The sequence below is a fragment of the Pseudomonas fluorescens genome (genome assembly GCF_900215245.1).
Taxonomy (GTDB): domain Bacteria; phylum Pseudomonadota; class Gammaproteobacteria; order Pseudomonadales; family Pseudomonadaceae; genus Aquipseudomonas; species Aquipseudomonas fluorescens.
This window is the reverse complement of record NZ_LT907842.1, coordinates 2,622,421-2,645,634: the sequence shown is the minus strand read 5'-3', so window position 1 is coordinate 2,645,634 and position 23,214 is coordinate 2,622,421. Positions and strand designations below refer to the sequence as shown.

Sequence of the window (23,214 nt, the reverse complement as noted above, 5' to 3'; positions counted from 1 at the left end):
GCAGCCTCGTCAATATGGGGGGCGATCCTACCCCAGCAAAAGGCACGGCAATACGTCTCGAACAAAGGTCTTTTGTTTCGAAATAACAAGGGGTTAGAGCTAAGAGGAAGAAGCGTGAAACGCTGTAGGACCAGCGCTTCGAACGCCCCCGAGGTGAACCCTCGGGGGTGTCTGAATCAGGCCAGTTGGGCCTGGGACGACAGGGGTTGCAGCGGCAGCAATGGCGCGTGCGGATCAGCCTTGATCGATTCACGCCAGGCGCCGAGCCACTCGGCGTGGCCTTCGTTCCACACCTGCTGGTGCAGACGAGCGAGGGCCACCGGGTCACTGAGCAACGCCAGGCGCTCGCCATTGTTGAGGCCGGCAGGGCCGACTTTCAACGCGTGGCGAACACGTTCCTGACGCAGGTGCTCGATCGGCTCCGCCTCACGGTGACGCGAGGTCGCCAGGGCGCAGGCCAGGGCGTTTTGCTGCGGGTCGACCACCGAACGCACAAACCCGTCATTGAGGGCGTGCCAACGGTTTTCGTGGGTGTACTTCTCGGTCGACAGCAGGGCTTGCGGCGGATTGTATTCCTCGGGGATCAGGAACAGGCTCTCGTCGCGGGACTTGAGGCCCAGCTTGACCCGGCTGGAGATCACCGACACCGGAATCGACAGCATCAGCGAACCCACGATCGGGATCAGCCACCACAGGAAGCTTGGGTTCAACCACACCACCAGCAGCGCCCACAGGAAGCCAAGCAGGGTTTGTGGACCGTGGCGCTTGACCGCCTCGCTCCATGGCGTGGAGTCGTCGTCACGCTGCGGCGAGTTCCAGGTCGCAGCCCAGCCGAGGAACGCAGCGAGCACGAAACGGGTGTGGAAGATCATCCGCACCGGGGCCAGCAGCATGGAGAACAACATCTCCAGCAGCATCGACAAGGTCACCTTGAACTTGCCGCCGAACTCTTTCGCGCCCTTGGCCCAGATCAGGATGATGCTCAGCAATTTAGGCAGGAACAGCAACACAATGGTGGTGGAGAACAGCGCCACCGCCTTGTCCGGATGCCATTGCGGCCACAGGGGGTACAACTGGCGTGGCGCCATGAAGTACTGGGGTTCCATCAGGGTGTTCACCGCCAGCAACGCTGTCGACAGCACCAGGAAGAAGAACCACAACGGTGCCGACAGGTACGACATCACGCCGGTCAGGAACACCGCACGGTGTACCGGGTGCATGCCTTTTACCAGGAACAGGCGGAAGTTCATCAGGTTACCGTGGCACCAGCGACGGTCACGCTTGAGTTCGTCCAGCAGGTTCGGCGGCAGCTCTTCATAGCTGCCCGGCAGGTCGTAGGCAATCCACACGCCCCAGCCGGCACGGCGCATCAGCGCTGCTTCAACGAAGTCGTGGGACAGAATCGCACCGGCAAACGCCCCTTTACCCGGCAACGGCGCGAGGGCGCAGTGCTCGATAAATGGCTTCATGCGGATGATGGCGTTGTGGCCCCAGTAGTGCGATTCACCCAACTGCCAGAAGTGCAGGCCAGCCGTAAACAGCGGGCCATAGACGCGGGTAGCGAACTGCTGCATGCGCGCATACAGGGTGTCCATGCCCGACGCCCGTGGCGCGGTCTGGATAATCCCGGCATCCGGCGTGGCTTCCATCAGGCGCACCAGGCTGGTCAGGCATTCGCCGCTCATCACGCTGTCGGCGTCGAGGACCACCATGTACTTGTATTCACCGCCCCAACGACGGCAGAAGTCGTCAAGGTTGCCGCTCTTGCGCTTCACGCGACGGCGACGACGGCGATAGAAGATCTTGCCGAAACCACCGGCTTCGCGGCACACATCAAGCCAGGCTTGTTGTTCGGCGATGCAGATATCGGCTTCGTTACTGTCGCTGAGGACGAAGAAATCAAAGCGATCCAGGTCACCGGTGGCGGCTACCGACTCAAACGTCGCACGCAGACCGGCAAATACCCGGGGCACGTCTTCGTTGCAGATCGGCATCACCAACGCGGTGCGGGCATCTTTCGGAATCGGCTCGTCGCCGGCACTTTTACCGGAGATCCGGTATTTATCGTGACCGGTGAGCAGTTCGAGGAAGCCCATCAGCGCGGTCCAGAAACCGGCCGAAACCCAGCAGAACAAGATCCCGAACATGATCAGGATGCTGGTTTGCAGGGCGTAAGGCAGTACCTGGGTGGCGGTTTGCAGCAGGGTCTGATTGCGAATCTCGTCGAAGTCGACCAGCGACCAGCCCTGGTACGGCATGATGCCTTTCATGTACCAGCCGGCAACGATGGTCTGGCCGAGCATCAGCACCAGCAGGATATAACGACGGATCGAACCCACGGTACGCCAGCGGGCGGCTGGCAATACACGCTCGTCCTTCGGCGGTGCCGGAGGGTTGGTGCGACCGGTCATCCGGCGCCAGCCGCGCACCAGGATGTTGGTTCGCCAAGGCTCGGGCACCACTTTTGTCCGACGGATCGGCGGCGTGGCCTTCAGGCAGACACGGCCACTGGCATCGAGTGCCAGCATTTCTGCATCTTGCAGCTCTTCAGCCGTGTTGAGGGTCAGCCGACGGCCAACCGACGCTTGGGCAGCGTCGGTTGGTGCGTCGAAGGTTGCGGACGACAAACGTTGGTGCAGCTCGCTGAAGGAAGTGCAGCCCGCCAGTTCGGCGCGCTGCTCTGCAGTCATCGGGAGGTGCGCCAGGTACTCGGAGAGCGTCTCGGGCGTGGCTTGAGAATTACTCATCGGCAGGCAACTGATAGCTCCAGGTCTCGGTCAGGACATGTTCTGTCTTGGCCGGATCTGGGTTAGAGAGTGGAGTGGCTGAGGCCGCTTCTGGCTGCTTGGCGTCCTTGTCTTTCGCGTCTTTGGCGTCTTTAGCTTCTTTCGCGTCTTTCTTGGCCTGTTTCTCGTGTTGCTTGGCCAACAGCTTGTCGGCTTTGAGCACCTGGGTCGAGACCTTCTCAGGCTCAGGTTTGACGATGTCCTCAACCAACGCCGCACGCATTTCGGTCGGCTTGCCTGTGTCTTTGATCTTCATGCGCAGGGTCAGGCGCCAGCCTTTGGTGTGCTCGTTGTAGCGCACGCTGTTTTCAACGATTTCGGCGTTGTCGCCAACACTCACCTGGCTGCGAACCGGGGCGTCCGCCGGCAGGTTCTTCAGGGCCGGGCCCTCGAAGTCCACCAGGTAGGCCACGCTGCCGTCAGGCTGACGGATCAGGTTGGATTGCTTCACGTCACCGGTGGAACGCAGGGTCTGCTTGACCCAGGCGCTGTCGGCCGGGTGCAGGGCCTTTTCGTCCATGGTCCAGTGCAGGCGGTAGCTGACGTCCAGCGGCTCGCCGACTTTCGGCAGTTCGGCCGGGCTCCAGAACGCAACGATGTTGTCGTTGGTTTCGTCGGCGGTCGGAATCTCTACCAGGTCGACGGAACCCTTGCCCCAGTCGCCTTCAGGCTCGATCCAGGCGCTTGGGCGCTTGTCGTAGTTGTCGTCCAGGTCTTCGTAGTGGCTGAAGTCGCGGCCACGTTGCAGCAAGCCGAAACCACGCGGGTTCTCGACGCTGAAGTTACTGACCGACAGGTGTTTAGGGTTGTTCAGTGGGCGCCAGATCCACTCGCCATTGCCGGCATGGATCGACAGACCGCTGGAGTCGTGCAGTTCACGACGGTAATTGAGCACTTTCGACGGCTGGTTCGCGCCGAACAGGTACATGCTGGTCAGCGGGGCAATGCCCAGCTTGGTGACCTTGTCGCGCAGGAACATCTGCGACTTGACGTCGACAATGGTGTCGGTGCCAGGGCGCAGGGTCAGGCGATAGGCGCCGGTCGCGCGTGGCGAATCCAGCAGGGCGAAGATCACCAGCTGTTTTTCGCCCGGTTTTGGACGCTCGATCCAGAACTCGGTGAAACGCGGGAACTCTTCACCGGACGGCAATGCAGTGTCGATCGCCATGCCACGGGCGGACAGGCCATAGGCCTGGCCTTTGCCGACGACGCGGAAGTAGCTGGCGCCGAGCATGGTCATGATTTCGTCTTGCTTGTCGTCTTTGTTGATCGGGTAAAGCACACGGAAACCGGCATAACCCAGTTGTTCGGTGGACTTTGGATCATATTTCACGTCACCGAAATCGAAACGCGTCGGGTCGTACTTGATTTCATGAACACTGTCGGCGGTCACTTCGTTGATTTTCACCGGCGTGTCGAAGTGCATGCCCTGGTGATAGAAGGACAGTTTGAACGGCGTGTTCTGATCGGCCCATTCGGCTTTTTCGTTACGGAAACGAATCTTCTGATAGTCGGCGAATTTCATTTCGCGAAATTCGTTAGGCAGATTGCTGCGCGGAGCTTCGTATTTCTGCCCGGCCAGCTCTTTTGCCTTGGCCGACACATCATCCAGACTGAATGCCCACAGTTGACCCGCGCCGAACAGGCAAAACAGGGCAGAGCCCGTTACCAGTGCGTTTCGTAACCGTTTGGCAGACAATTTTGGTGCATTACAGGGACTAACAATCACGAGCAACCCTCGCCGAAAACAGATCAAAAAACCAACGGCCAGCTATCTATATGCCAGGTTGGCGAGCATTGTTCCGACTCCCCTGGGTCAAAATGATTCCCCAATGGTCGACGGACAAGTCTCTACCTAAGTCAAAAATGGACCAAACAACGCTGATCCCCGTAGCGCGCGATTATCTAGTAGCCCGCGAAACAACGCATCAGGGACAACGAAGTATTTGTAGCGAAACCCTGCGTTTTTAGGCATTAAAGTCGTTTTTAATACATTCATGTCTGTAAGAGGAAGGTCACAGGGCCATCATTGACCAAATGCACCTGCATATCCGCGCCAAAACGCCCTGACGCCACCTTGCCATGCAATTGTTGCGCTTGTAACAACAAGTACTCAAAAAGCCCTGCTCCGAGTGCCGGAGGGGCCGCCGTGGAGAAGCTCGGCCGCAGCCCGCTTTTGGTGTCCGCCGCCAGGGTGAACTGCGACACCAGCAACAAACCACCACCGATATCCTTCAAGGACAGGTTCATCTTGCCCTCGTCGTCACTGAATACCCGGTAGTTAAGCAGCTTGTGCAACAGTTTGTCGGCGCTCTCGGGCGTATCTGAAGGTTCGACGGCTACCAGCACCAACAAACCCTGGTCAATTGCCCCTACGACTTCGCCCGCAACCTCGACGCGGGCGCCACGCACCCGCTGCAACAGGCCCTTCATGCTTCTTCAGGGGGCAGATCAAGCAGGCGTCGTGCCATCTCGCCGGTCGCGCGCACCAACGCATCGGTGATGCCCGGTTCGGACGCGGCATGGCCGGCTTCGCGGATCACTTGCAGCTCACTGTTGGGCCACGCCTGATGCAGCTCCCAGGCATTGTCCAGCGGGCAGATCATATCGTAGCGGCCATGAATGATTACGCCAGGCAGATGGGCGATCTTGTGCATGTCGCGAATCAGCTGGTTGGGCTCCAGGAAGGAGTCGTTGGTGAAGTAGTGGCACTCGATACGCGCAATGGACAGCGCGCGCTGCGGCTCGGAAAAACGCTCGACATGCTGCGGGCTCGGGCACAGGCCCAACATACGACCTTCCCAGCCGGACCAGGCTTTGGCCGCGTGCATCTGGGCGATCTGGTCGTTGCCGGTCAGGCGCTTGTGGTAAGCCGCAACCATGTTGTGGCGCTCATCCGCAGGGATCGGCGCAAGGTAATCCTGCCAGTAATCGGGGAACATGCGGCTCGCGCCGTCCTGGTAGAACCAGTGAATGTCTTGCGGGCGAGCCAGGAAGATGCCGCGCAGGATCAGGCCATGCACACGCTCAGGATGGGTTTGTGCGTAGGCCAGGGAAAGGGTCGACCCCCAGGAGCCGCCGAACAGCACCCATTTTTCGATGCCCAGGTGCTCGCGGATGCGCTCAAGGTCGGCGACCAAGTCCCAGGTGGTGTTGTTTTCCAGGCTTGCGCGAGGGGTGGAGCGCCCGCAACCGCGCTGGTCGAAGGTCACAATGCGGTAAAGGTTCGGATCAAAGTAGCAGCGGCTCTGCGCGTCGCAACCGGAGCCCGGGCCGCCATGAATGAAGACGACGGGCAAGCCCTCGGGGGAGCCACTTTCATCGACGTACAGCGTGTGGGTGTCATCGACTGCCAGATCGTGCCGGGCGTAGGGTTTGATCTGCGGGTACCAAGTCTGCATTGCGCGCTCCGTAGGGTGTCGGGTTCATCCCTGGGGGGACGTCTATTATTTTTTGCCGTCTGGCATCATAAACCCGAATTGTGCAATGAGCATGTCCTTGAGCGCTTAGACCTGTGTCAGCCCTTCGCTCCTCAGGTAATCCAGCAGACAGTCATACAGTTGATCCACCTCCGCCACTTGGCCGCGCGCGCGCAAACAGCCGTGGATCAGGCCCTTGCCCGGATACATCAGCGCGGACACGCCCGCCGCTTGCAGGCGTTCGGCGTAGAGCATGCCGTCATCACGCAGCGGGTCGAACTGGGCCACGGCGATCAATGCCTTGGGCAAACCGCTGAAATCCTCGGCCAGCAGTGGCAGGGCATAGGGCGATGGATGGCCGGCGCCCGGCAGGTAGAGCGCCCGGTAGCCGTCGGTGTCGGCCGTGCTGAGCAGCGGCGCATCCCAGCAGTCACGCCGCGAAGGCAAATCAGACGCGCCGCCCAGCCCTGGATAAATCAGCACTTGAGCCAGGGGCAGCGGCTGGCCGTCATCGCGCAGGCCCAGACACAGCGCCGCAGCCAGATTGCCGCCCGCGCTGTCACCGATCACCGCCAGCCGTTGCAGGTGGATGGCGTGCGGCCCCTCGCCCGCCTGGATCGCTTGCCACACCGCGCGGCAATCCTCGTAAGCCGCCGGGAACGGGTGTTCGGGTGCCAGGCGATAATCGATGGCGAGCACCAGCACCTGCAGCGTACTGGCCAACTCGAAACAAATGAAATCATGGGAATCCAGCCCGCCGACCACCCAACCGCCGCCGTGCATATAAAGGAGACAGGGCCAGCCCTCCGTCGGCGCCGGAGCCGTGGGTAAGTAACTGCGCACGCCTACGCCGCCCAGTGCGAAGTCCGAGACTTGCAGCCCTTCAGGCTTCGGTGGCGTGAAGGCCTGGCACATACGGTTGTAGTTGTGGCGTAAGCCTGCCAGCGACGCGTCGTCACGGGTGAAGGCGTCGGTTTTGGCGACGAAGGCGCGCATCGGCGAAGAAATAGGGTATTCGGACATACGTAAATGTCTCTGACAATGGCGATCAACCGGTGGGAGCGGGCTTGCTCGCGAAAGCGGTGTATCAGCCGCCTGATGAGTTGGTTGACCCACCGCATTCGCGAGCAAGCCGGCTCCCACCTTTGCGCTGTGATGTTTGATCTACCGTGGCCGGCTTAAGGTTTGAGGCTGGCCTGCACTGCTGCCATGCCATCGCTGCCATCAAACGCCGTAACCCCGGCCAACCAGCGCTGCAAATCCTCAGGGTGGTCACGCAGCCATTGCTTGGCCACATCCTGCGGCGACTGGCGCTCCATGATCGGTACCATCAACTGGCTTTCCTGGGCGGCGGTGAAGGTCAGGTTTGCCAGCAGGCGGTTGGCGTTAGGGCAACGTTCGCCAAAGTCCGGCGCGGTGACGGTGGAAACCGTAGCGCGACCTTCGTCCGGGCCGAACACATCTTCACTGCCGGTGAGGTAGGCCATTTTCATATTGATGTTCATCGGGTGTGGGGTCCAGCCGACAAACACCACGAACTCCTTGCGATTCACCGCCCGCTGCACCGCCGCCAGCATACCCGCCTCACCGGAGGCGACCAGTTTGAAGTCGCCGAGGCCGAAGTGGTTGGTGTCGATCATTCTCTGGATATCGGTATTGGCACCGCTGCCGGGCTCGATACCGTAGATCTTGCCGCCCAGTTTGTCCTTGAAGCGGGCGATGTCGGCGAACGTTTTCAATCCGGCATCGGCCACGTACTGCGGCACGGCCAGGGTGGCTTGGGCATCGGAGAGGCTGGGCGTGTCGAAGACCTTGACCTGCTTGGCGGCCAGGAATGGCGCGATATTGTTGTCCATCGCCGGTTTCCAGTAGCCGAGGAAGATCTCCAGGCGCTTGTCGCGGATGCCGGCAAAGATGATCTGCTGCACCGCACTGGTCTGCTTGCTGTCGTAGCCCAGGCCGTTGAGCAGCACGTCGGCCATGCCCGAGGTGGCGATCACGTCGGTCCAACTGACCACGCCCATGCGCACCGCTTTGCAGGAGGCCGGTTCAGCGGCCATGGCTTGTGCACTCAGGAGTGCGGCGCCGATGAGGGTCAACAGGTAACGGTTGAACGGTCTTTTCATCAAAGAGGTCTCACTCGGCAGCTTTATTGTGGGGAGTGGCGTCTGACGCGCCCTGCCCACAACCTTACCCAGCGGGACCTCTGCTAACACGACCTGTGGCGACCGGCAGTTGCACTGGGGCGACCGTGAGGCCGCCATCGCGGGCAAGTCGAGCGCTATTTCAGCAGCACCGAAAATTACCGGTAGTGCTTGTGCCCCCAGTTCAGGAACCCTTCCAGCAATTGCTTCAACACCACCCGTGTCGGCTCGGCCAGATCAGGCCGATAACGAAACGGCTCGAACTCTTCCATATAAGCGCTCTGGCACAGCTCCAATTGCACGGCGTGGATATCCTGCGCCGGGTCGCCGTAGTGGCGGGTGATGTGCCCGCCCTTGAAGCGCCCGTTGAGCACGTGGGTGTACTGCGGATGCGTGGCGCAGATGGCTTCCAACTGGCTGGCCAGCTGAGGATCACAAGCGGCGCCGTTGAAAGTGCCGAGGTTGAAGTCCGGCAGCTTGCCGTCGAACAGGTGCGGGATCACCGAGCGGATCGAGTGCGCATCAAACAGCAATGCATAGCCAAACTCAGCCTTGAGCCGCGCCAGTTCTTCTTGCAGGGCGCGGTGGTACGGGCCCCAGATCTTTTGCAGGTAGGTGGCGCGCTCCGCCGGGGAAGGCTCCAGGCCTTCGCGGAACAACGCCACGCCGTCGAACAACGTCGCCGGGTATAGCCCGGTGGTAGCACCGGCGTACAAGGGTTTGTCGTCCGACGGCCGGTTCAGGTCGATGACAAACCGCGAGTACTCGGCCGACAAGGTGCTGGCGCCCAGTTCCTCGGCAAAGTCATACAGCGTGGGGATGTGCCAATCGGTGTCCGGCAGGCTTTGCGCTTCGGGGATCAACCCGGCTTCCACCGCGGGCGTCAGGCGCAGGCCGGCGTGGGGCATGCTGATCAGCAGCGGCACACGGCCTTGTTTGAAGTTCAGAACCTTATCCACAGCAGTACTCCTCGTTCACAAAGGCAGCCTTAAACAGTGACATCGACGCCGTGGCGCACGACGCGTTTATCCAGCTCGCCGCCCAGCCAGTAGGCCAGGTCGGCGGGACGATCAATCTGCCAGGCGACAAAGTCGGCAACCTTGCCCGCCTCCAGCGAACCATGGGTCTGGCCCATGCCCAGCGCGGTGGCGGCGTGTTGCGTGGCGCCCGCCAGGGCTTCTTCCGGGGTCATCCGGAACAGGGTGCAGGCCATGTTCAGCATCAGGCGCACCGACAACGCCGGTGAGGTGCCGGGGTTGAGGTCACTGGCGATGGCGATCTTCACGCCGTGTTTGCGCAGGGCTGCCATCGGCGGCAACTGGGTTTCGCGCAGGAAGTAGAAGGCGCCCGGCAACAGCACCGCGACGGTGCCGGAAGCGGCCATGGCGATGGCATCTTCTTCGGTCATGAACTCCAGATGGTCCGCCGACAACGCCTGGTAACGCGCGGCCAGGCTGGAGCCGTGCAGCGACGACAGTTGTTCGGCGTGCAGCTTCACCGGCAGGCCCAGTTGCTGGGCGACTTTAAACACCCGCTCCACCTGTTCCGGGGAAAACGCCAGGTATTCGCAGAACGCATCCACCGCGTCCACCAGCCCCTCCGCTGCCAGGGCCGGCAGCATCTCAGTGCAGATGTGGTCGATGTAATCATCCGCGCGGTCCTTGTACTCCGGCGGCAACGCATGGGCCGCCAGGCAGGTGGCACGCACGCTGACCGGCAGCGCTTCGCCGAGGCGCCGAATCACCCGCAGCAATTTGCGCTCACTGGCCAGGTCCAGGCCGTAGCCGGATTTGATCTCCACCGTGGTCACGCCGTCGCGCAGCAGACTGCGCAGGCGCTTGTGCGCGCTGGCAAACAATTCATCTTCGCTGGCGGCACGCGTGGCGCGCACGGTGCTGGCAATACCGCCACCCTTGGCGGCGATTTCGGCGTAGCTCACGCCTTCCAGGCGCTGCTCGAATTCGCCGCTGCGATTGCCACCGAACACCGTGTGGGTGTGGCAGTCAATCAGCCCGGGGGTGACCCACGCGCCTTGCAGGTCATGCACCTGGGCGTAATCCGCCGCTGGCGCCTGGCTACGGGGGCCGATCCACTCGATCAGCGAACCCGCGGTGACCATGACGGCATCCTCGATGATCGAGTATTTGCCCTGGGCCATGGTTGCGACGTGGCAGTGTTGCCAAAGCGTTTTCATCAACGCCTCCCTAAGTTATCGATGAGACAAAGCCGAGTCGTAATGGACCTTGGCGCCCTGCCCGGCAGCGGGCTTGACCCACAGCAGGTAGGCGAGCACCAGCAGCACGATCCAGACGGCGCCGACCAGCAAAGCGGCCTGGGTGTCCGGGAAGTAACCCAGCACGCCAAACACGAACAGCATGAACACAATGGCGGCCGCTGGCGCGTAGGGCCAGAACGGTACCGGGAATTTCAGCTCGGCGACCTGCGCCTGGGTCATCGAACGGCGCATCGCGACCTGAGTGAACAAAATCATCAACCACACCCACACCGTGGCGAAGGTCGCGATCGAGGCAATCAACAGGAACACGTTTTCCGGGATCAGGTAGTTGAGCACCACGCCGCCAAGCAGCGCCGCGCCCATCACCACCACGGTCATCCAGGGCACGCCTTGCTTGGACAACTGAGCAAAGCCCTTGGGCGCCTGACCTTGCTGGGCCAGCCCGTACATCATGCGGCCGGCGCCGAAGATGTCGCTGTTGATGGCTGAGACCGCCGCCGAGATCACCACGATGTTAAGAAGGGTCGCCGCCGAGCCGATGCCAAGGTTGCTGAAGATCTGCACGAACGGGCTGCCCTGGCTGCCGATCTGTGGCCACGGGTAGAGGGCCATCAGCACAAACAGGGTCAGCACATAGAACAACAGGATGCGCAGCGGCACCGCGTTGATCGCCTTGGGGATAACGCGTTGCGGGTCCTTGGCTTCACCGGCGGTGATGCCGATGATTTCGATGCCGCCGAAGGCAAACATCACCACCGCGAACGAGGCGATCAAACCGCCGACCCCATTAGGCATGAAGCCGCCATGGGCCCACAGGTTGCTCAGGCCACTGGCCTGAGTCTCACCCGCCGAGTGGATGCCGAACAGCATGATGCCGAAGCCGCCGAGAATCATCGCCACGATGGCGCCAACCTTGAGCAACGACAGCCAGAACTCCATCTCGCCAAACACTTTGACGCTGCACAGGTTCAGGCCGCCGATCAAAAACACAATGCCGAGCACCCACACCCAACGCGCGACGTCAGGAAACCAGAAGCCCATGTAAATGCCGAAAGCGGTAACGTCGGCGAGGCAGACGATGATCATTTCAAACGCATACGTCCAGCCGAGGATAAACCCGGCCATGGGGCCCAGGTAGGTGCTGGCGTATTGGCCGAAAGAGCCGGACACCGGGTTGTGCACGGCCATTTCGCCAAGGGCGCGCATGACCATGAACACAGCGGCACCGCCAATCAGGTAGGCCAGCAGAACGGCAGGGCCCGCCATCTGGATGGCCGAGGCGGAGCCATAGAACAGCCCGGTGCCGATCGCGGAACCGAGTGCCATGAAGCGAATATGTCGGGCACTGAGCCCGCGTTTCAAACCCTTTTCTTGCTGGTGCATTTCTCTTCCCTAATTATTTTTATCCCGAGAAAATCCATCGCTATCGCACATTAAATGTGGGCGCTGTCGAGCTTTAGCGAGGCTGCGAAGGCGGTGTGTCAGGCAACAAAAATGTTGCCTGTGCCGACGCCTTCGCAGCCTCGCTGGGGCTCGACAGCTCCCACATTGGACAGCGGCGAGCTTAGAGGCTTGGCAGCAACGTGGCCGGCACCAGCTCATTCAGGCAGCGGCTGGCGAGCAGCTCAGTGGCGGCAATGATGTCCGGGGCAAAGAAGCGGTCCTTGTCGTAGAACCCCACTTTGGCGCGCAGGATGCCACGGGCTTTTTCCAGCTTCGGCGAAGTTTTCAAGCCTTCGCGCAGGTCCAGGCCCTGGCAGGCCGCCAACCATTCAACGGCAAGGATGCCACGCGTGTTCTCAGCCATTTCCCACAGACGCTTGCCGGCAGCCGGGGCCATGGACACGTGGTCTTCCTGGTTGGCGGACGTCGGCAGGCTATCAACGCTATGCGGATGGGACAGCGCCTTGTTCTCGCTGGCCAGGGCTGCCGCCGTGACCTGGGCGATCATGAAGCCGGAGTTCACCCCGCCATTGCCCACCAGGAACGGCGGCAGTTGCGACATGTGCTTGTCCATCATCAGCGAGATACGACGCTCGCTCAGGGAGCCGATTTCAGCGATGGCCAGTGCCATGTTATCCGCGGCCATGGCCACCGGTTCGGCGTGGAAGTTACCGCCGGAGATCACGTCGCCTTCGGCTGCGAACACCAGTGGGTTATCCGACACGGCGTTGGCTTCCACCACCAGCACTTCGGCGGCCTGGCGGAATTGAGTCAGGCAGGCGCCCATGACTTGCGGCTGGCAGCGCAGGGAGTAAGGGTCTTGCACCTTGTCGCAATTCTGGTGCGACTGCGAGACCTGGCTGCTTTCGCCCAGCAGATCGCGATAGGCCGCAGCCGAATCGATCTGCCCGCGTTGGCCACGCGCCGCGTGAATCCGTGCGTCGAACGGCGAGCGCGAGCCCAGCACGGCTTCCACGGTCAAGCCACCACACGCGAGTGCGCCGGCGAACAAATCTTCGCCTTCGAACAGGCCGCGCAGGGCGTACGCGGTGGACACCTGCGTGCCGTTGAGCAGCGCAAGGCCTTCCTTGGCGGCGAGGGTCAGCGGCGCCAGGCCGGCGACTTTCAGCGCTTCAGTGGCTTCCAGCCATTCGCCTTTATAGCGCGCCTTGCCTTCGCCGAGCAGCACCAACGACATGTGTGCCAGTGGCGCCAGGTCACCGGATGCACCGACCGAACCTTTGAGCGGGATGTGGGGGTACACCTCGGCATTGATCAAGGCAATCAGCGCGTCGATCACCTGGCGGCGAATCCCCGAGAAGCCACGGCTCAGGCTGTTCACCTTGAGCACCATGACCAGCCGCACCAGCGCATCGCTGATCGGCTCACCGACGCCGGCGGCGTGGGACAGCACCAGGGAACGCTGGAGGTTTTCCAGGTCTTCGCTGGCGATGCGGGTCGATGCCAGCAGGCCAAAACCGGTGTTGATGCCGTAGGCCGTGCGATTCTCGGCGAGAATCTGCTCCACGCAGGCAACGCTGGCTTCGATCTGCGCCGTGGCGCTGTCATCCAGGCTGAGGGTTACCGGCTGCTGGTAGATAGCCCGCAGTTGGGCAAGGCTCAGTTGGCCTGGAATCAGATTTAGCGCAGTCACATTCATACTCCTTGTGAATTGTTCTTTTGAATACTTCTGTTGAATAAGTGCTCAGTGCAAATTCGGTAATACGTGGTGCAGCAAAGTGCTGTCGTTGAGCAGCGCGGCGGCGCTCGCGATGTCCGGCGCCAGCCAGCGGTCCTGCTCATAGGCCGGGACTGTTTCGCGCAACAGGCGCCAGGCACAGTGAGTGCCTGCGCCGAAACGCTGGTCCTTGAGAAACTCGAAGGCCTGGGCCGCCAGCAGGTATTCGATGGCGAGAATCTGGGTGACGTTGGCCAACAGCTGATGCAGCTTGAGCGCGGCATTGGTGCCCATGCTCAGGTGGTCTTCCTGCAGGCCGGAGGTGACGAAGTTGTCGAGCACCGCCGGTTGGGCCAGTTGGCGGTTTTGCCCGCACAGGGATGCCGCGACGTACTGCACGATCATCATCCCGGAGTTGACCCCGGGGTTGCTGACCAGGAACGCCGGCAAGCCGCTAACATGCGGGTTGATCAGGCGGTCCAGGCGGCGCTCGGCCACCGCGCCGATTTCAGCCATGGCAATGGCGAGCATGTCGGCCGCCAGCGCTACGGACTGACCGTGCGGGTTGGCCTGGGACACTACGCGGTAGTCGTCCGGAGTGCCGAGCACCAGCGGGTTGTCCGTGGCGCTGTTGAGTTCGGTCTCGATCTGGCGGGTGGCGTGTTCTACCTGGTCGCGGGCTGCACCGTGAATCTGCGGGATCGAGCGAATGCTCAGGGCGTCCTGGGTGCGGATGCCCTTGCTGCTGGCGATTACTTCACTGCCGTCGAGCAAGGCGCGCAGGTTGATACCCACGTGTTGCATGCCGGGGTGCGGCTTGAGGGCGATGATGGCTTCGTCAAACGCATCGATCTGGCCGCGCTGGGCCTCGAAGCTCATGGCGCCGATTACGTCAGCCCATTGCAGCAAGTGATGCGCGTCGGCCAGGGCCAGGCAGCTCAGGCCGGTCATGCACGGCGTGCCGTTGACCAGGCACAGGCCGTCCTTGGCGCCGAGCACCACCGGCTGCAAACCTTCTGCGCTCAGGGCCTGTTGCGCCGCAACGATGCGGCCCTGGTAGCTCACATTGCCAACGCCGAGCAAGGCCACGCCGACGTGGGCCATGTGGGTCAGGTAACCCACCGAACCCTGGGACGGCACTTGCGGCGTGATGCCGTGGTTAAGCAGCGCCAGCAACGAATGCACCACCTGCGGATGCAGGCCGGATTTGCCGTGGCTGTAGTTGATGATGGCCGCGCAAATAATCGCGCGGGTCTGCTCGTCGCGGAGCACCGGGCCGACGCCACAGGCGTGGCTGAGCAGGGTGTTGCGCGACAGCTGGCTGAGTTGCTCGCCCTTGAGCGACACGTTGCACAACGCGCCCAGGCCGGTGTTCACGCCATAGGCGCGTTCACCGCGGGTGACGATGCGCTGCACGATGGCCTGGGCATTGTCGATGCGCGCCCAGGCGTGGCCCGACAGTTCGAGCACCGCGCCATGACGGGCCACGGCGACCACGTCCTGCCAGCGCATCGGGGCGTCGGCGATGATGATTTTTGCTGCCTGGGACATCTTCATACCTTCTTCAATTTTTGTGCAGCCTTACCGGCCTCTTCGCGGGCAAGCCCGCTCCCACAGGGGAACGCATTCCAAATGTGGGAGCGGGCTTGCTCGCGAAGAGGCCAGCCGGCTCACCTCAAAATCCGGGTCAGACCACCGCCGCCCGCCGCTGAACAAACCGGTCCACATACTCATCCGCCGGCGAATGCAAGATCTCGCGCGGCGTGCCGACCTGGATCAGCTTGCCGTCCTTGAGGATCGCAATGCGGTTGCCGATACGCACGGCCTCGTCGAGGTCGTGGGTGATGAACACGATGGTCTTGTGCAGGGTCTTTTGCAGCTCGAGCAACTGGTCCTGCATCTCGGCGCGGATCAGCGGGTCGAGCGCACTGAAGGCTTCGTCCATCAGAATGATGTCGGTGTCAGCCGCCAAGGCGCGAGCCAGGCCCACACGTTGGCGCATGCCGCCGGAAAGCTGGTGCGGGTATTTGTTTTCGTAGCCTTTGAGGCCCACGGTTTCGATCCAGTGCAGCGCGCGTTCGGCGCAGACCTGCTTGGTTTCGCCACGCACTTTCAAGCCATAGGCGACGTTGTCGAGCACGCTCTTGTGGGGCAGCAGGCCGAAGCTCTGGAACACCATGCTGATCTTGTGCCGACGGAATTGGCGCAAGGCTTCCATGTCCAGTTGCAGGATGTCTTCGCCGTCCACCAGGATCGCGCCGCTGGTGGGATCAATCAGGCGGTTGAAGTGGCGCACCAAGGTCGACTTGCCGGAGCCCGACAAGCCCATGATCACAAAGATCTCGCCGGTACCGATGCTCAGGGACAGGTCATTCACGCCGACCACGCAGCCGGTCTCGGCCAGCACCTGGTCCTTGGTCTTGCCCTGGCCAACCAGGGCCAGCGCGTCCTTGGAGCGGTTGCCGAAGATCTTGAAGACGTTCTTAACTTCAATTTTGCTGACAGTAGTCATTTGTTCGCCTCATGCCGTGGACGACCATAGGCCTGGGTAATGCGGTCAATGACCACTGCAAGAATCACGATCGCCAGCCCGGCTTCGAGGCCACGGCCAACGTTGAGGGTCTGGATGCCGACGAGGACGTCTTCACCCAGGCCACGGGCACCGATCATCGAGGCAATCACCACCATCGACAGCGCCATCATGGTGGTCTGGTTGATCCCGGCCATGATGCTCGGCAGCGCCAGCGGCAGTTGCACGCCGAACAGCTGCTGCCAGCGGTTGGCACCGAAGGCATTGATGGCTTCCATGACCTCGCCGTCGACTTGGCGAATGCCCAAATCCGTCAGGCGAATCAGCGGTGGCGCGGCGTAGATCACCGTGGCGAAAATCGCCGGCACCTTACCGAGGCCGAACAGCATCAGCACCGGAATCAGGTACACGAAGCTGGGCATGGTTTGCATGATGTCGAGCAACGGCATCAGCACCGAACGCAGGCGATTGCTGCGTGCCGACAGAATGCCCAGCGGAATGCCGATCAGCACCGAGATCACCGTGGCGACCATCATCAGTGCGAGCGTTTGCATCAGTTTGTCCCACAGGCCCACCGCGCCCACCAGGAACAGCAAGCCAACGATGACCGCCGTGGTCAGCACCTTGCGGGTGGCGTGCCAGGCGATCCCGCCGACGATGATTAGCATCAGCCACCAGGGCGCCGCGCGCAGCAACCCTTCCAGGTTGACGATGGCCCATAGGAGGGTGTCGGAGATGTGCCGGAACACATCGCCGTAGTTGGTGACCAGCGAGTCCACCCAACCGTTGACCCAGTCGGCGATGGAAAACGTAAAACTCTCAGGAAACATAGCGTGCTCTCGATCCAGTGGGTTGTGGCCGGGCGTCCGGTTGCCGGTGAAGGCAACCGGAAACGCTCAACCTACAAGGCCGCGTCGATTTTCTTGGCTGCGTCGTCGCTCACCCATGCGTGCCAGACTTCAGGATGTTCCTTGAGGAAAATTTTCGCCAGTTTTGGCGACTCAATTCGCTCTTTGGCCATGCGGCCCAGGTTCTGGTTCAGCAGATCGATAGGCAGGTTGACCTTCTCCAGCACGGCCACCAGCTCCGGCGCCTGCTCGTGGAAGGTTTTGGACAAGCCAACCTTGATGCTCACGGTTTTATCCACACCGGGTTTTTCTTCCAGCTTGACCAGATCAACCTGGCCCATCAGCGGGGTGGGCGACCAGTAGTAAAACAGGATCGGCTCGCCACGCTTGTAGCTCGACAGCACCGCCGCATCCAGCGCCGGGCCGGTGCCCGGGCGGAAGTTGGTGTAGGTGCTTTCCAGGCCGTAGCTTTTGAGCATTTCGCTGTTGTCCAGCTCACAGGTCCAGCCGGCCGGGCAGTTGTAGAAACGGCCTTTGGACGGCTCTTCCTGGTCCTTGAACACCGAGGCGTATTTGGCCAGGTCGGCGATGTTTTTCAGGCCCGGCGCCTTGGGTTCCAGCTTGCGCTTGGCGTCGCCTTCGATCACGTAACGCGGCACGTACCAGCCTTCGACAGCACCGACAACCGGGGCACCGACGCCGACGACTTTGCCGGCCTTCTCGGCCTTGTTCCAGACTTCACTGCGGCCGACCCACTCTTCGGCAAACACCTGGATGTCGTTGCTGCTCAGGGCGTTTTCCATGGTGATGGAGTTGCCCGGCAGGCTGTCGGTTTTGCAGTCGTAGCCTTTCTCCAGGACGGTTTGCAGGATGTCGGTGAGCAACATGCCGCTTTCCCAGTTCAGGCCGGCGAATTTCACCGGTTTGCCGGATTCGCACCAACCGGCCGCTTGCGCGCCGACACTCGCCAGCAGGCCTGCAGAAAACAGTGTGGCCAGCAGGGTCTTATTCATGTTCATTGTTGTGACGCTCCCAATCTTGAAATGGATTACGGCAGTCAGTAGGCATCCTGCCCTGTCCACGTCCCATCAGGCCTGTGCAGCCAGCCCGTTTGTCGTTGGTGTAGCGCCCTGCTCTTGCGGCAGGATCAGTCGTTCAGGAATTGCGCTGTGCCATTTTTTCGCACACACGTAATAGAGGGCTGCGGGAAGCACCAGACCGATGATCCAGGAAATATCCACATCACCCAGCGCGGCCACCAGCGGGCCGGTGTAGAACTTGGTCGAGATGAAGGGCAATTGCACCAACACGCCGAAGACATACACGCTGATACCGAGCAGGTTCCAGCGGCCGTAGCGACCGTTCGGGTCGGCCAGCGCCGGCACGTCATAGCGCTCGCGGGTGATGCAGTAGTAATCCACCAGGTTGATCGCACTCCAGGGCGTAAAGAACGCCAGCAGGAACAGGATGAAAGACTTGAACGCCCCGAGGAACGAGTGCTGGCCGAGCAACGCGATCAGGGTCGCAGTGCCGACAATGACCAGCACGAAAACCAGGCGCTGCAGACGCGTGACCTCCAGGCGACCCCGAAAGCCGCTGATGATGGTCGCGATGCACATGAAACTGCCGTAGGAGTTCAGCGTAGAGATGGTGACCTTGCCGAAAGCGATGCTGAAGTACAGCAGCGCAGCGGTGGCCCCCGTGCCGCTCAAACCCACGATGTAAGCCACTTCGTGGCCTGCGAATTGCCCGTTGGACATGGCCGCGGCAAACACGCCGAGGATCATCGCTACCTGTGCACCAATGACCGAACCCGCGCCAGCGGCGAGAAAGGTTTTCAGCGAAGACGTCTTGCTCGGCAAGTACCGTGAATAGTCCGCCACGTAAGGGCCGAAAGCGATCTGCCAGGAGGCCGCGAGCGACACCGCCAGCAAAAAACTGCTCCAACTGAAGTGGCGGATTTGCAGAAGAGCACCCACGTCGGTCTGGCTGATCAGGCGGCTGAACAGGTAGACGAACGCAACCACACCGATGACGCTGGCGACGCGGCCGATCCAATGGATCACCCGGTAACCGAGCACTGTGACCAGCACGATGACACTGGCGAAAATAAGGATACCGACGCTGTCACTGACGCCAAACAACTGGCCCAGCGCTTGGCCGGACAGTACGGTGCCGGTCGCGGTAAAGCCCAGGTACATCAAACAGACCAGTACGATCGGGATGGCCGCGCCATAAACACCGAACTGCACCCGGCTGGAGATCATCTGCGGCAGGCCCAGCTTCGGTCCTTGCGCTGCATGCAACGCCATGACACCGCCACCGATCAATTGGCCGATCAACAGACCGATCAACGACCAGAACACATCACCGCCCAGCACCACGGCCAGAGCCCCGGTGACGATCGCGGTGATTTGCAGGTTGGCACCCATCCATAGGGTGAACTGACTGAACAGACGACCGTGTCTTTCCGCTTCCGGGATGTAGTCGATCGAACGCCTTTCGATCAACGGGGTGGTGCTTGCACGTGCGTCATTTGCAGCCATGTGTGTTCAACCTCTGATGGATTGTTTTTGTTTGCAACACAGATCAAATGTGGGAGCGGGCTTGCTCGCGAAAGCGGAGGGTCAGCTAACGATTACGGTGACTGGCACACCGCATTCGCGAGCAAGCCCGCTCCCACATTGAATTACTTGATCATCGGGAGATTGAGGCCCTGCTCCTTGGCGCAGTCGATTGCGATCTGGTAACCGGCGTCTGCGTGGCGCATCACCCCGGTAGCCGGGTCGTTGTGCAGTACGCGGGCAATCCGCTCAGCCGCTTCATCGGTGCCGTCGCAGACGATCACCATGCCGGAGTGCTGCGAGAAGCCCATGCCCACGCCGCCGCCGTGGTGCAGCGAAACCCAGGTCGCGCCGCTGGCGGTGTTGAGCAAGGCGTTGAGCAGTGGCCAGTCGGACACAGCGTCGGAACCGTCCTGCATGGCTTCGGTTTCGCGGTTCGGGCTGGCGACCGAGCCGGAGTCGAGGTGGTCACGGCCGATCACTACGGGTGCCGACAGCTCGCCGCTGCGCACCATTTCGTTGAACGCCAGGCCCAGCTTGGCACGCTGGCCCAGGCCCACCCAGCAGATACGTGCCGGCAGGCCCTGGAAGCTGATGCGCTCGCGCGCCATGTCCAGCCAGTTGTGCAGGTGCGCGTCGTCGGGGATCAGCTCTTTGACTTTGGCGTCGGTCTTGTAGATGTCCTGCGGGTCGCCAGACAGCGCCGCCCAACGGAACGGGCCGATGCCACGGCAGAACAGTGGGCGGATGTAGGCCGGTACGAAGCCTGGGAAGTCGAATGCGTTTTCCACGCCTTCTTCTTGTGCCATCTGGCGGATGTTGTTGCCGTAGTCGAAGGTCGGGATGCCTTGCTTCTGGAATTCCAGCATGGCTTTGACGTGCACGGCCATCGACTGCTTGGCGGCCTTGATCACGGCAGCCGGTTCGGTTTTCGCGCGGGCGCGGTATTCGTCCCAGGTCCAGCCGGCCGGCAGGTAGCCGTTGAGTGGGTCGTGGGCGCTGGTCTGGTCGGTGACCATGTCCGGGCGCACGCCACGCTTGACCAGCTCCGGCAGGATTTCCGCCGCGTTACCCAACAGGGCGATGGAGATGGCCTTGCCTTCCTGGGTGTATTTGGCGATGCGGGCCAGGGCGTCGTCGAGGTCGGTGGCTTGCTCGTCGACATAACGGCTGCTCAGGCGGAAGTCGATGCTGACCTGCTGGCACTCAATGTTCAGCGAGCACGCCCCGGCCAGGGTGGCAGCCAGTGGCTGAGCGCCGCCCATGCCGCCGAGGCCGGCGGTGAGTACCCAGCGGCCGGTCAGGTCACTGTTGTAATGCTGGCGACCGGCTTCGACGAAGGTTTCGTAGGTGCCCTGAACGATGCCCTGGCTGCCGATGTAGATCCAGCTGCCAGCGGTCATCTGGCCGTACATGGCCAGGCCCTTGGCATCCAGCTCGTTAAAATGTTCCCAACTGGCCCAGTGCGGCACCAGGTTGGAATTGGCGATGAGCACGCGCGGGGCGTTGCTGTGGGTCTTGAACACGCCGACCGGCTTGCCGGATTGCACCAGCAGGGTCTCGTCGTCGTTCAGGTTAGTGAGGCTCTCGACGATCTGGTCGTAGCACTCCCAGTTGCGCGCCGCACGGCCGATACCGCCGTATACCACCAATTCTTTCGGGTTCTCGGCCACTTGCGGGTCGAGGTTGTTCATCAGCATGCGCAGCGGCGCTTCAGTCAGCCAGCTTTTGGCGGTGAGCTTGTTACCGCGGGCGGCGCGGATTTCGACGTCACGGTATTTTGTAGGCTTGGTCACAGCTAGGACTCCTCGGCGATCGATGCGCGAACATGGATGGTGCGCAGGAGAGTCTTACGCACACATCTTTACTTGTACATACAAGCATATGCAATCAAGCGGCCAACTTTCTTAGCGAAGGCGTGAGATTTTTTGGGAAGGTGCGTGAAAGCCTTGGAAATTAAGGCCTGGAGGCTTGGTGAAATTTCTTGCGGAGGAGTTTTGCAGCGAGGGCGATTGTTCATAACAGCGTGGCTTTGCGCCACGCTGGGGCATTCGGTAACAAATTGGTGCGCAGGCCGGAAACAGATCCCTTGAACAACACAGAAACAAATGTGGGAGCGGGCTTGCTCGCGAATGCGGTGGGTCAGCCAGCCTATCTGGCACTGATACACCGCGTTCGCGAGCTAGCCCGCTCCCACATGTTTAACCGCGCTGGGTTAGTTCGATAATGCAGCAGCGCCCGGCGACAGAGACATCCAGCAAGCCAGTGTTACCGTCGATTTGCAGGCAGTCGTGATGCCCCAGCTTTTGGTCCAGCACCTTCACTTCATCCGCGACGCTGAACACCAGCACGGTCTGCGCGGTAGTGAAAAAACGCTGCACACCATCCATCCACTGCAAGCGTGCGTGGTAATGCTGCGGCGAATAAATCAGGTTGAAATCGCGGATCGGCCCGGTGATCAGGCGACAGGAAACGTCGCTTTCACCGCTGAACGCGAAGGGCTGCAGCGGTAACAACCCGCGCTGCTCCTCGCCATCGACGGTCAGGACCATGCCCGCGCCCTTGATCACGGTAATGACGCGCTGGTAGCCGGCGAAGGTGGAAAACCCACCCGACTCACCAATGTCGGCAATCGACAGGCGCCAGCCAAAGCCATCCAGGCCAGTACCGGCGTCGCGGGTAATTTCTTCGGTGCTACCGCCGCCGTTTTTCCATGGCATGCGGATGTAATCGGTGGCGCGCCAGACTTTCACTGCACTCATTTACTGAAACGTCCTTCCAGGCTATGACGGGAACCGGGGTGGATCAAACGCGCAGCGGTCACCGGCTGGCGCCCGGACCAGGTGCGTCGGCGGATCAACAGGCACGGCTCGCTCGGCTCGATCTGCAGCAACTTGCACTCTTCGGCATCAGCAAGGATCGCTTCGACCACATGCTCGCCTTCGGTCAGCGGCGCAACCTGGTTCAAGTAGGCGTAAGGCGTTTGCTGGGTGAAATCCTGCTGCAAGTAGTCCGGCGCCACCAGGGCGTTGACGAAACGGTCTTCGATTTGCACAGGAATGTCGTTCTCGAAGTGCACGATCAACGAGTGGAACACCCGCCCGCCTTCGCGCATTTCCAGGGCGACGGCGCGCTCGGAGCCTGCGGCCTCTTCGCACAGGTGAATGACCTGGCAGGTATGCCGATGACCGCGGGAGGCGATCTCATCGGCAATGTTGTGCACTTCAAACAGCGCCGATTGGCTCTTGGGTTCGGCGACGAAAGTGCCAACGCCTTGCATGCGCACCAGCAACCCTTCGGCGGTGAGCTCACGCAGGGCGCGGTTGATGGTCATGCGGCTGAAACCCAGCTGGCTGACCAACTCGCTCTCCGACGGCACGCGGTAATGGGGCGGCCAGTTGCCGTTGAGGATTTGCTGGCTGATCATCTGTTTGACGCGGGCGTACAAGGGCGCCGGACTTTCGTCCATGTGGGCAGCCAGCGAAGACTTGGCAGGCGGAGTCGGCACAGGGAATCCTTGCAGGGGGAAAAGATGCATAGATTGCCGGAGTTTACCGAGCAGGCAA

The 23,214-nt window shown here is 61.5% G+C and carries 18 protein-coding genes; all 18 read right to left on the bottom strand.

From position 1 onward, the window contains the following. Positions 1-176: 176 nt before the first annotated feature. The 18 genes from mdoH to hutC all read right to left on the bottom strand — a co-directional run bounded on the left by mdoH (position 177) and on the right by hutC (position 23,117). Positions 177-2,747 (bottom strand): glucans biosynthesis glucosyltransferase MdoH, encoded by a 2,571-nt coding sequence (gene mdoH / locus CPH89_RS12260; protein ID WP_053253926.1) that lies wholly within the window; start codon positions 2,745-2,747, stop codon positions 177-179. After that, a complete protein-coding gene (locus CPH89_RS12255; protein ID WP_053254191.1) occupies positions 2,740-4,515 on the bottom strand; it encodes a glucan biosynthesis protein G in 1,776 nt (591 codons plus the stop codon). Before CPH89_RS12255 ends, mdoH begins: the two co-directional genes overlap by 8 nt. 266 nt (positions 4,516-4,781) lie before the next feature. Continuing rightward, entirely contained in the window at positions 4,782-5,219 is a 438-nt protein-coding gene (gene dtd, locus CPH89_RS12250) for a D-aminoacyl-tRNA deacylase (RefSeq protein ID WP_053253925.1), read from the bottom strand. Beyond that, on the bottom strand, positions 5,216-6,187 hold the full coding sequence (pip, locus tag CPH89_RS12245) for a prolyl aminopeptidase (RefSeq protein ID WP_053253924.1): 972 nt from the start codon (positions 6,185-6,187) through the stop codon (positions 5,216-5,218). Before pip ends, dtd begins: the two co-directional genes overlap by 4 nt. A gap of 105 nt (positions 6,188-6,292) precedes the next feature. Further along, entirely contained in the window at positions 6,293-7,228 is a 936-nt protein-coding gene (locus CPH89_RS12240; RefSeq protein ID WP_053253923.1) for an alpha/beta hydrolase, read from the bottom strand. Positions 7,229-7,383: 155 nt separating this feature from the next. Continuing rightward, positions 7,384-8,331: a choline ABC transporter substrate-binding protein gene (locus tag CPH89_RS12235; protein ID WP_053253922.1), complete on the bottom strand. Its 948-nt coding sequence runs from the start codon at positions 8,329-8,331 to the stop codon at positions 7,384-7,386. A 176-nt stretch (positions 8,332-8,507) separates the two neighbouring features. Then, positions 8,508-9,308, bottom strand: a complete 801-nt coding sequence (gene hutG / locus CPH89_RS12230; RefSeq protein ID WP_053253921.1) for an N-formylglutamate deformylase — start codon at positions 9,306-9,308, stop codon at positions 8,508-8,510. 29 nt (positions 9,309-9,337) lie between these two features. Then, positions 9,338-10,543: an imidazolonepropionase gene (hutI, locus tag CPH89_RS12225; protein WP_053253920.1), complete on the bottom strand. Its 1,206-nt coding sequence runs from the start codon at positions 10,541-10,543 to the stop codon at positions 9,338-9,340. A gap of 15 nt (positions 10,544-10,558) precedes the next feature. After that, positions 10,559-11,968, bottom strand: coding sequence for an amino acid permease (locus CPH89_RS12220; RefSeq protein ID WP_053253919.1), 1,410 nt, complete (start codon positions 11,966-11,968; stop codon positions 10,559-10,561). Between the two features lie 181 nt (positions 11,969-12,149). Further along, a complete protein-coding gene (hutH, locus tag CPH89_RS12215) occupies positions 12,150-13,688 on the bottom strand; it encodes a histidine ammonia-lyase (RefSeq protein ID WP_096236779.1) in 1,539 nt (512 codons plus the stop codon). 45 nt (positions 13,689-13,733) lie between these two features. Next, entirely contained in the window at positions 13,734-15,257 is a 1,524-nt protein-coding gene (locus CPH89_RS12210; RefSeq protein ID WP_053254189.1) for an HAL/PAL/TAL family ammonia-lyase, read from the bottom strand. Positions 15,258-15,393: 136 nt separating this feature from the next. Further along, positions 15,394-16,218 (bottom strand): quaternary amine ABC transporter ATP-binding protein, encoded by an 825-nt coding sequence (locus tag CPH89_RS12205; protein WP_053253918.1) that lies wholly within the window; start codon positions 16,216-16,218, stop codon positions 15,394-15,396. Further along, positions 16,215-17,066: an ABC transporter permease gene (locus CPH89_RS12200; RefSeq protein WP_053253917.1), complete on the bottom strand. Its 852-nt coding sequence runs from the start codon at positions 17,064-17,066 to the stop codon at positions 16,215-16,217. Before CPH89_RS12200 ends, CPH89_RS12205 begins: the two co-directional genes overlap by 4 nt. Before the next feature lie 71 nt (positions 17,067-17,137). Beyond that, entirely contained in the window at positions 17,138-18,103 is a 966-nt protein-coding gene (locus CPH89_RS12195) for an ABC transporter substrate-binding protein (RefSeq protein WP_053253916.1), read from the bottom strand. 69 nt (positions 18,104-18,172) lie between these two features. After that, positions 18,173-19,630, bottom strand: coding sequence for a purine-cytosine permease family protein (locus CPH89_RS12190; RefSeq protein ID WP_053253915.1), 1,458 nt, complete (start codon positions 19,628-19,630; stop codon positions 18,173-18,175). A gap of 143 nt (positions 19,631-19,773) precedes the next feature. Next, complete coding sequence (gene hutU, locus CPH89_RS12185; protein WP_053253914.1) at positions 19,774-21,444, bottom strand: urocanate hydratase; 1,671 nt, start codon at positions 21,442-21,444, stop codon at positions 19,774-19,776. A 405-nt stretch (positions 21,445-21,849) separates the two neighbouring features. Further along, positions 21,850-22,410 carry a HutD/Ves family protein gene (locus CPH89_RS12180; RefSeq protein WP_053253913.1) on the bottom strand — a complete coding sequence of 187 codons (561 nt, stop codon included), beginning with the start codon at positions 22,408-22,410 and terminating at the stop codon, positions 21,850-21,852. Continuing rightward, positions 22,407-23,117, bottom strand: coding sequence for a histidine utilization transcriptional repressor HutC (hutC, locus tag CPH89_RS12175; RefSeq protein WP_232000148.1), 711 nt, complete (start codon positions 23,115-23,117; stop codon positions 22,407-22,409). The genes CPH89_RS12180 and hutC overlap by 4 nt, the downstream gene beginning before the upstream one ends. Positions 23,118-23,214 lie beyond the last annotated feature (97 nt).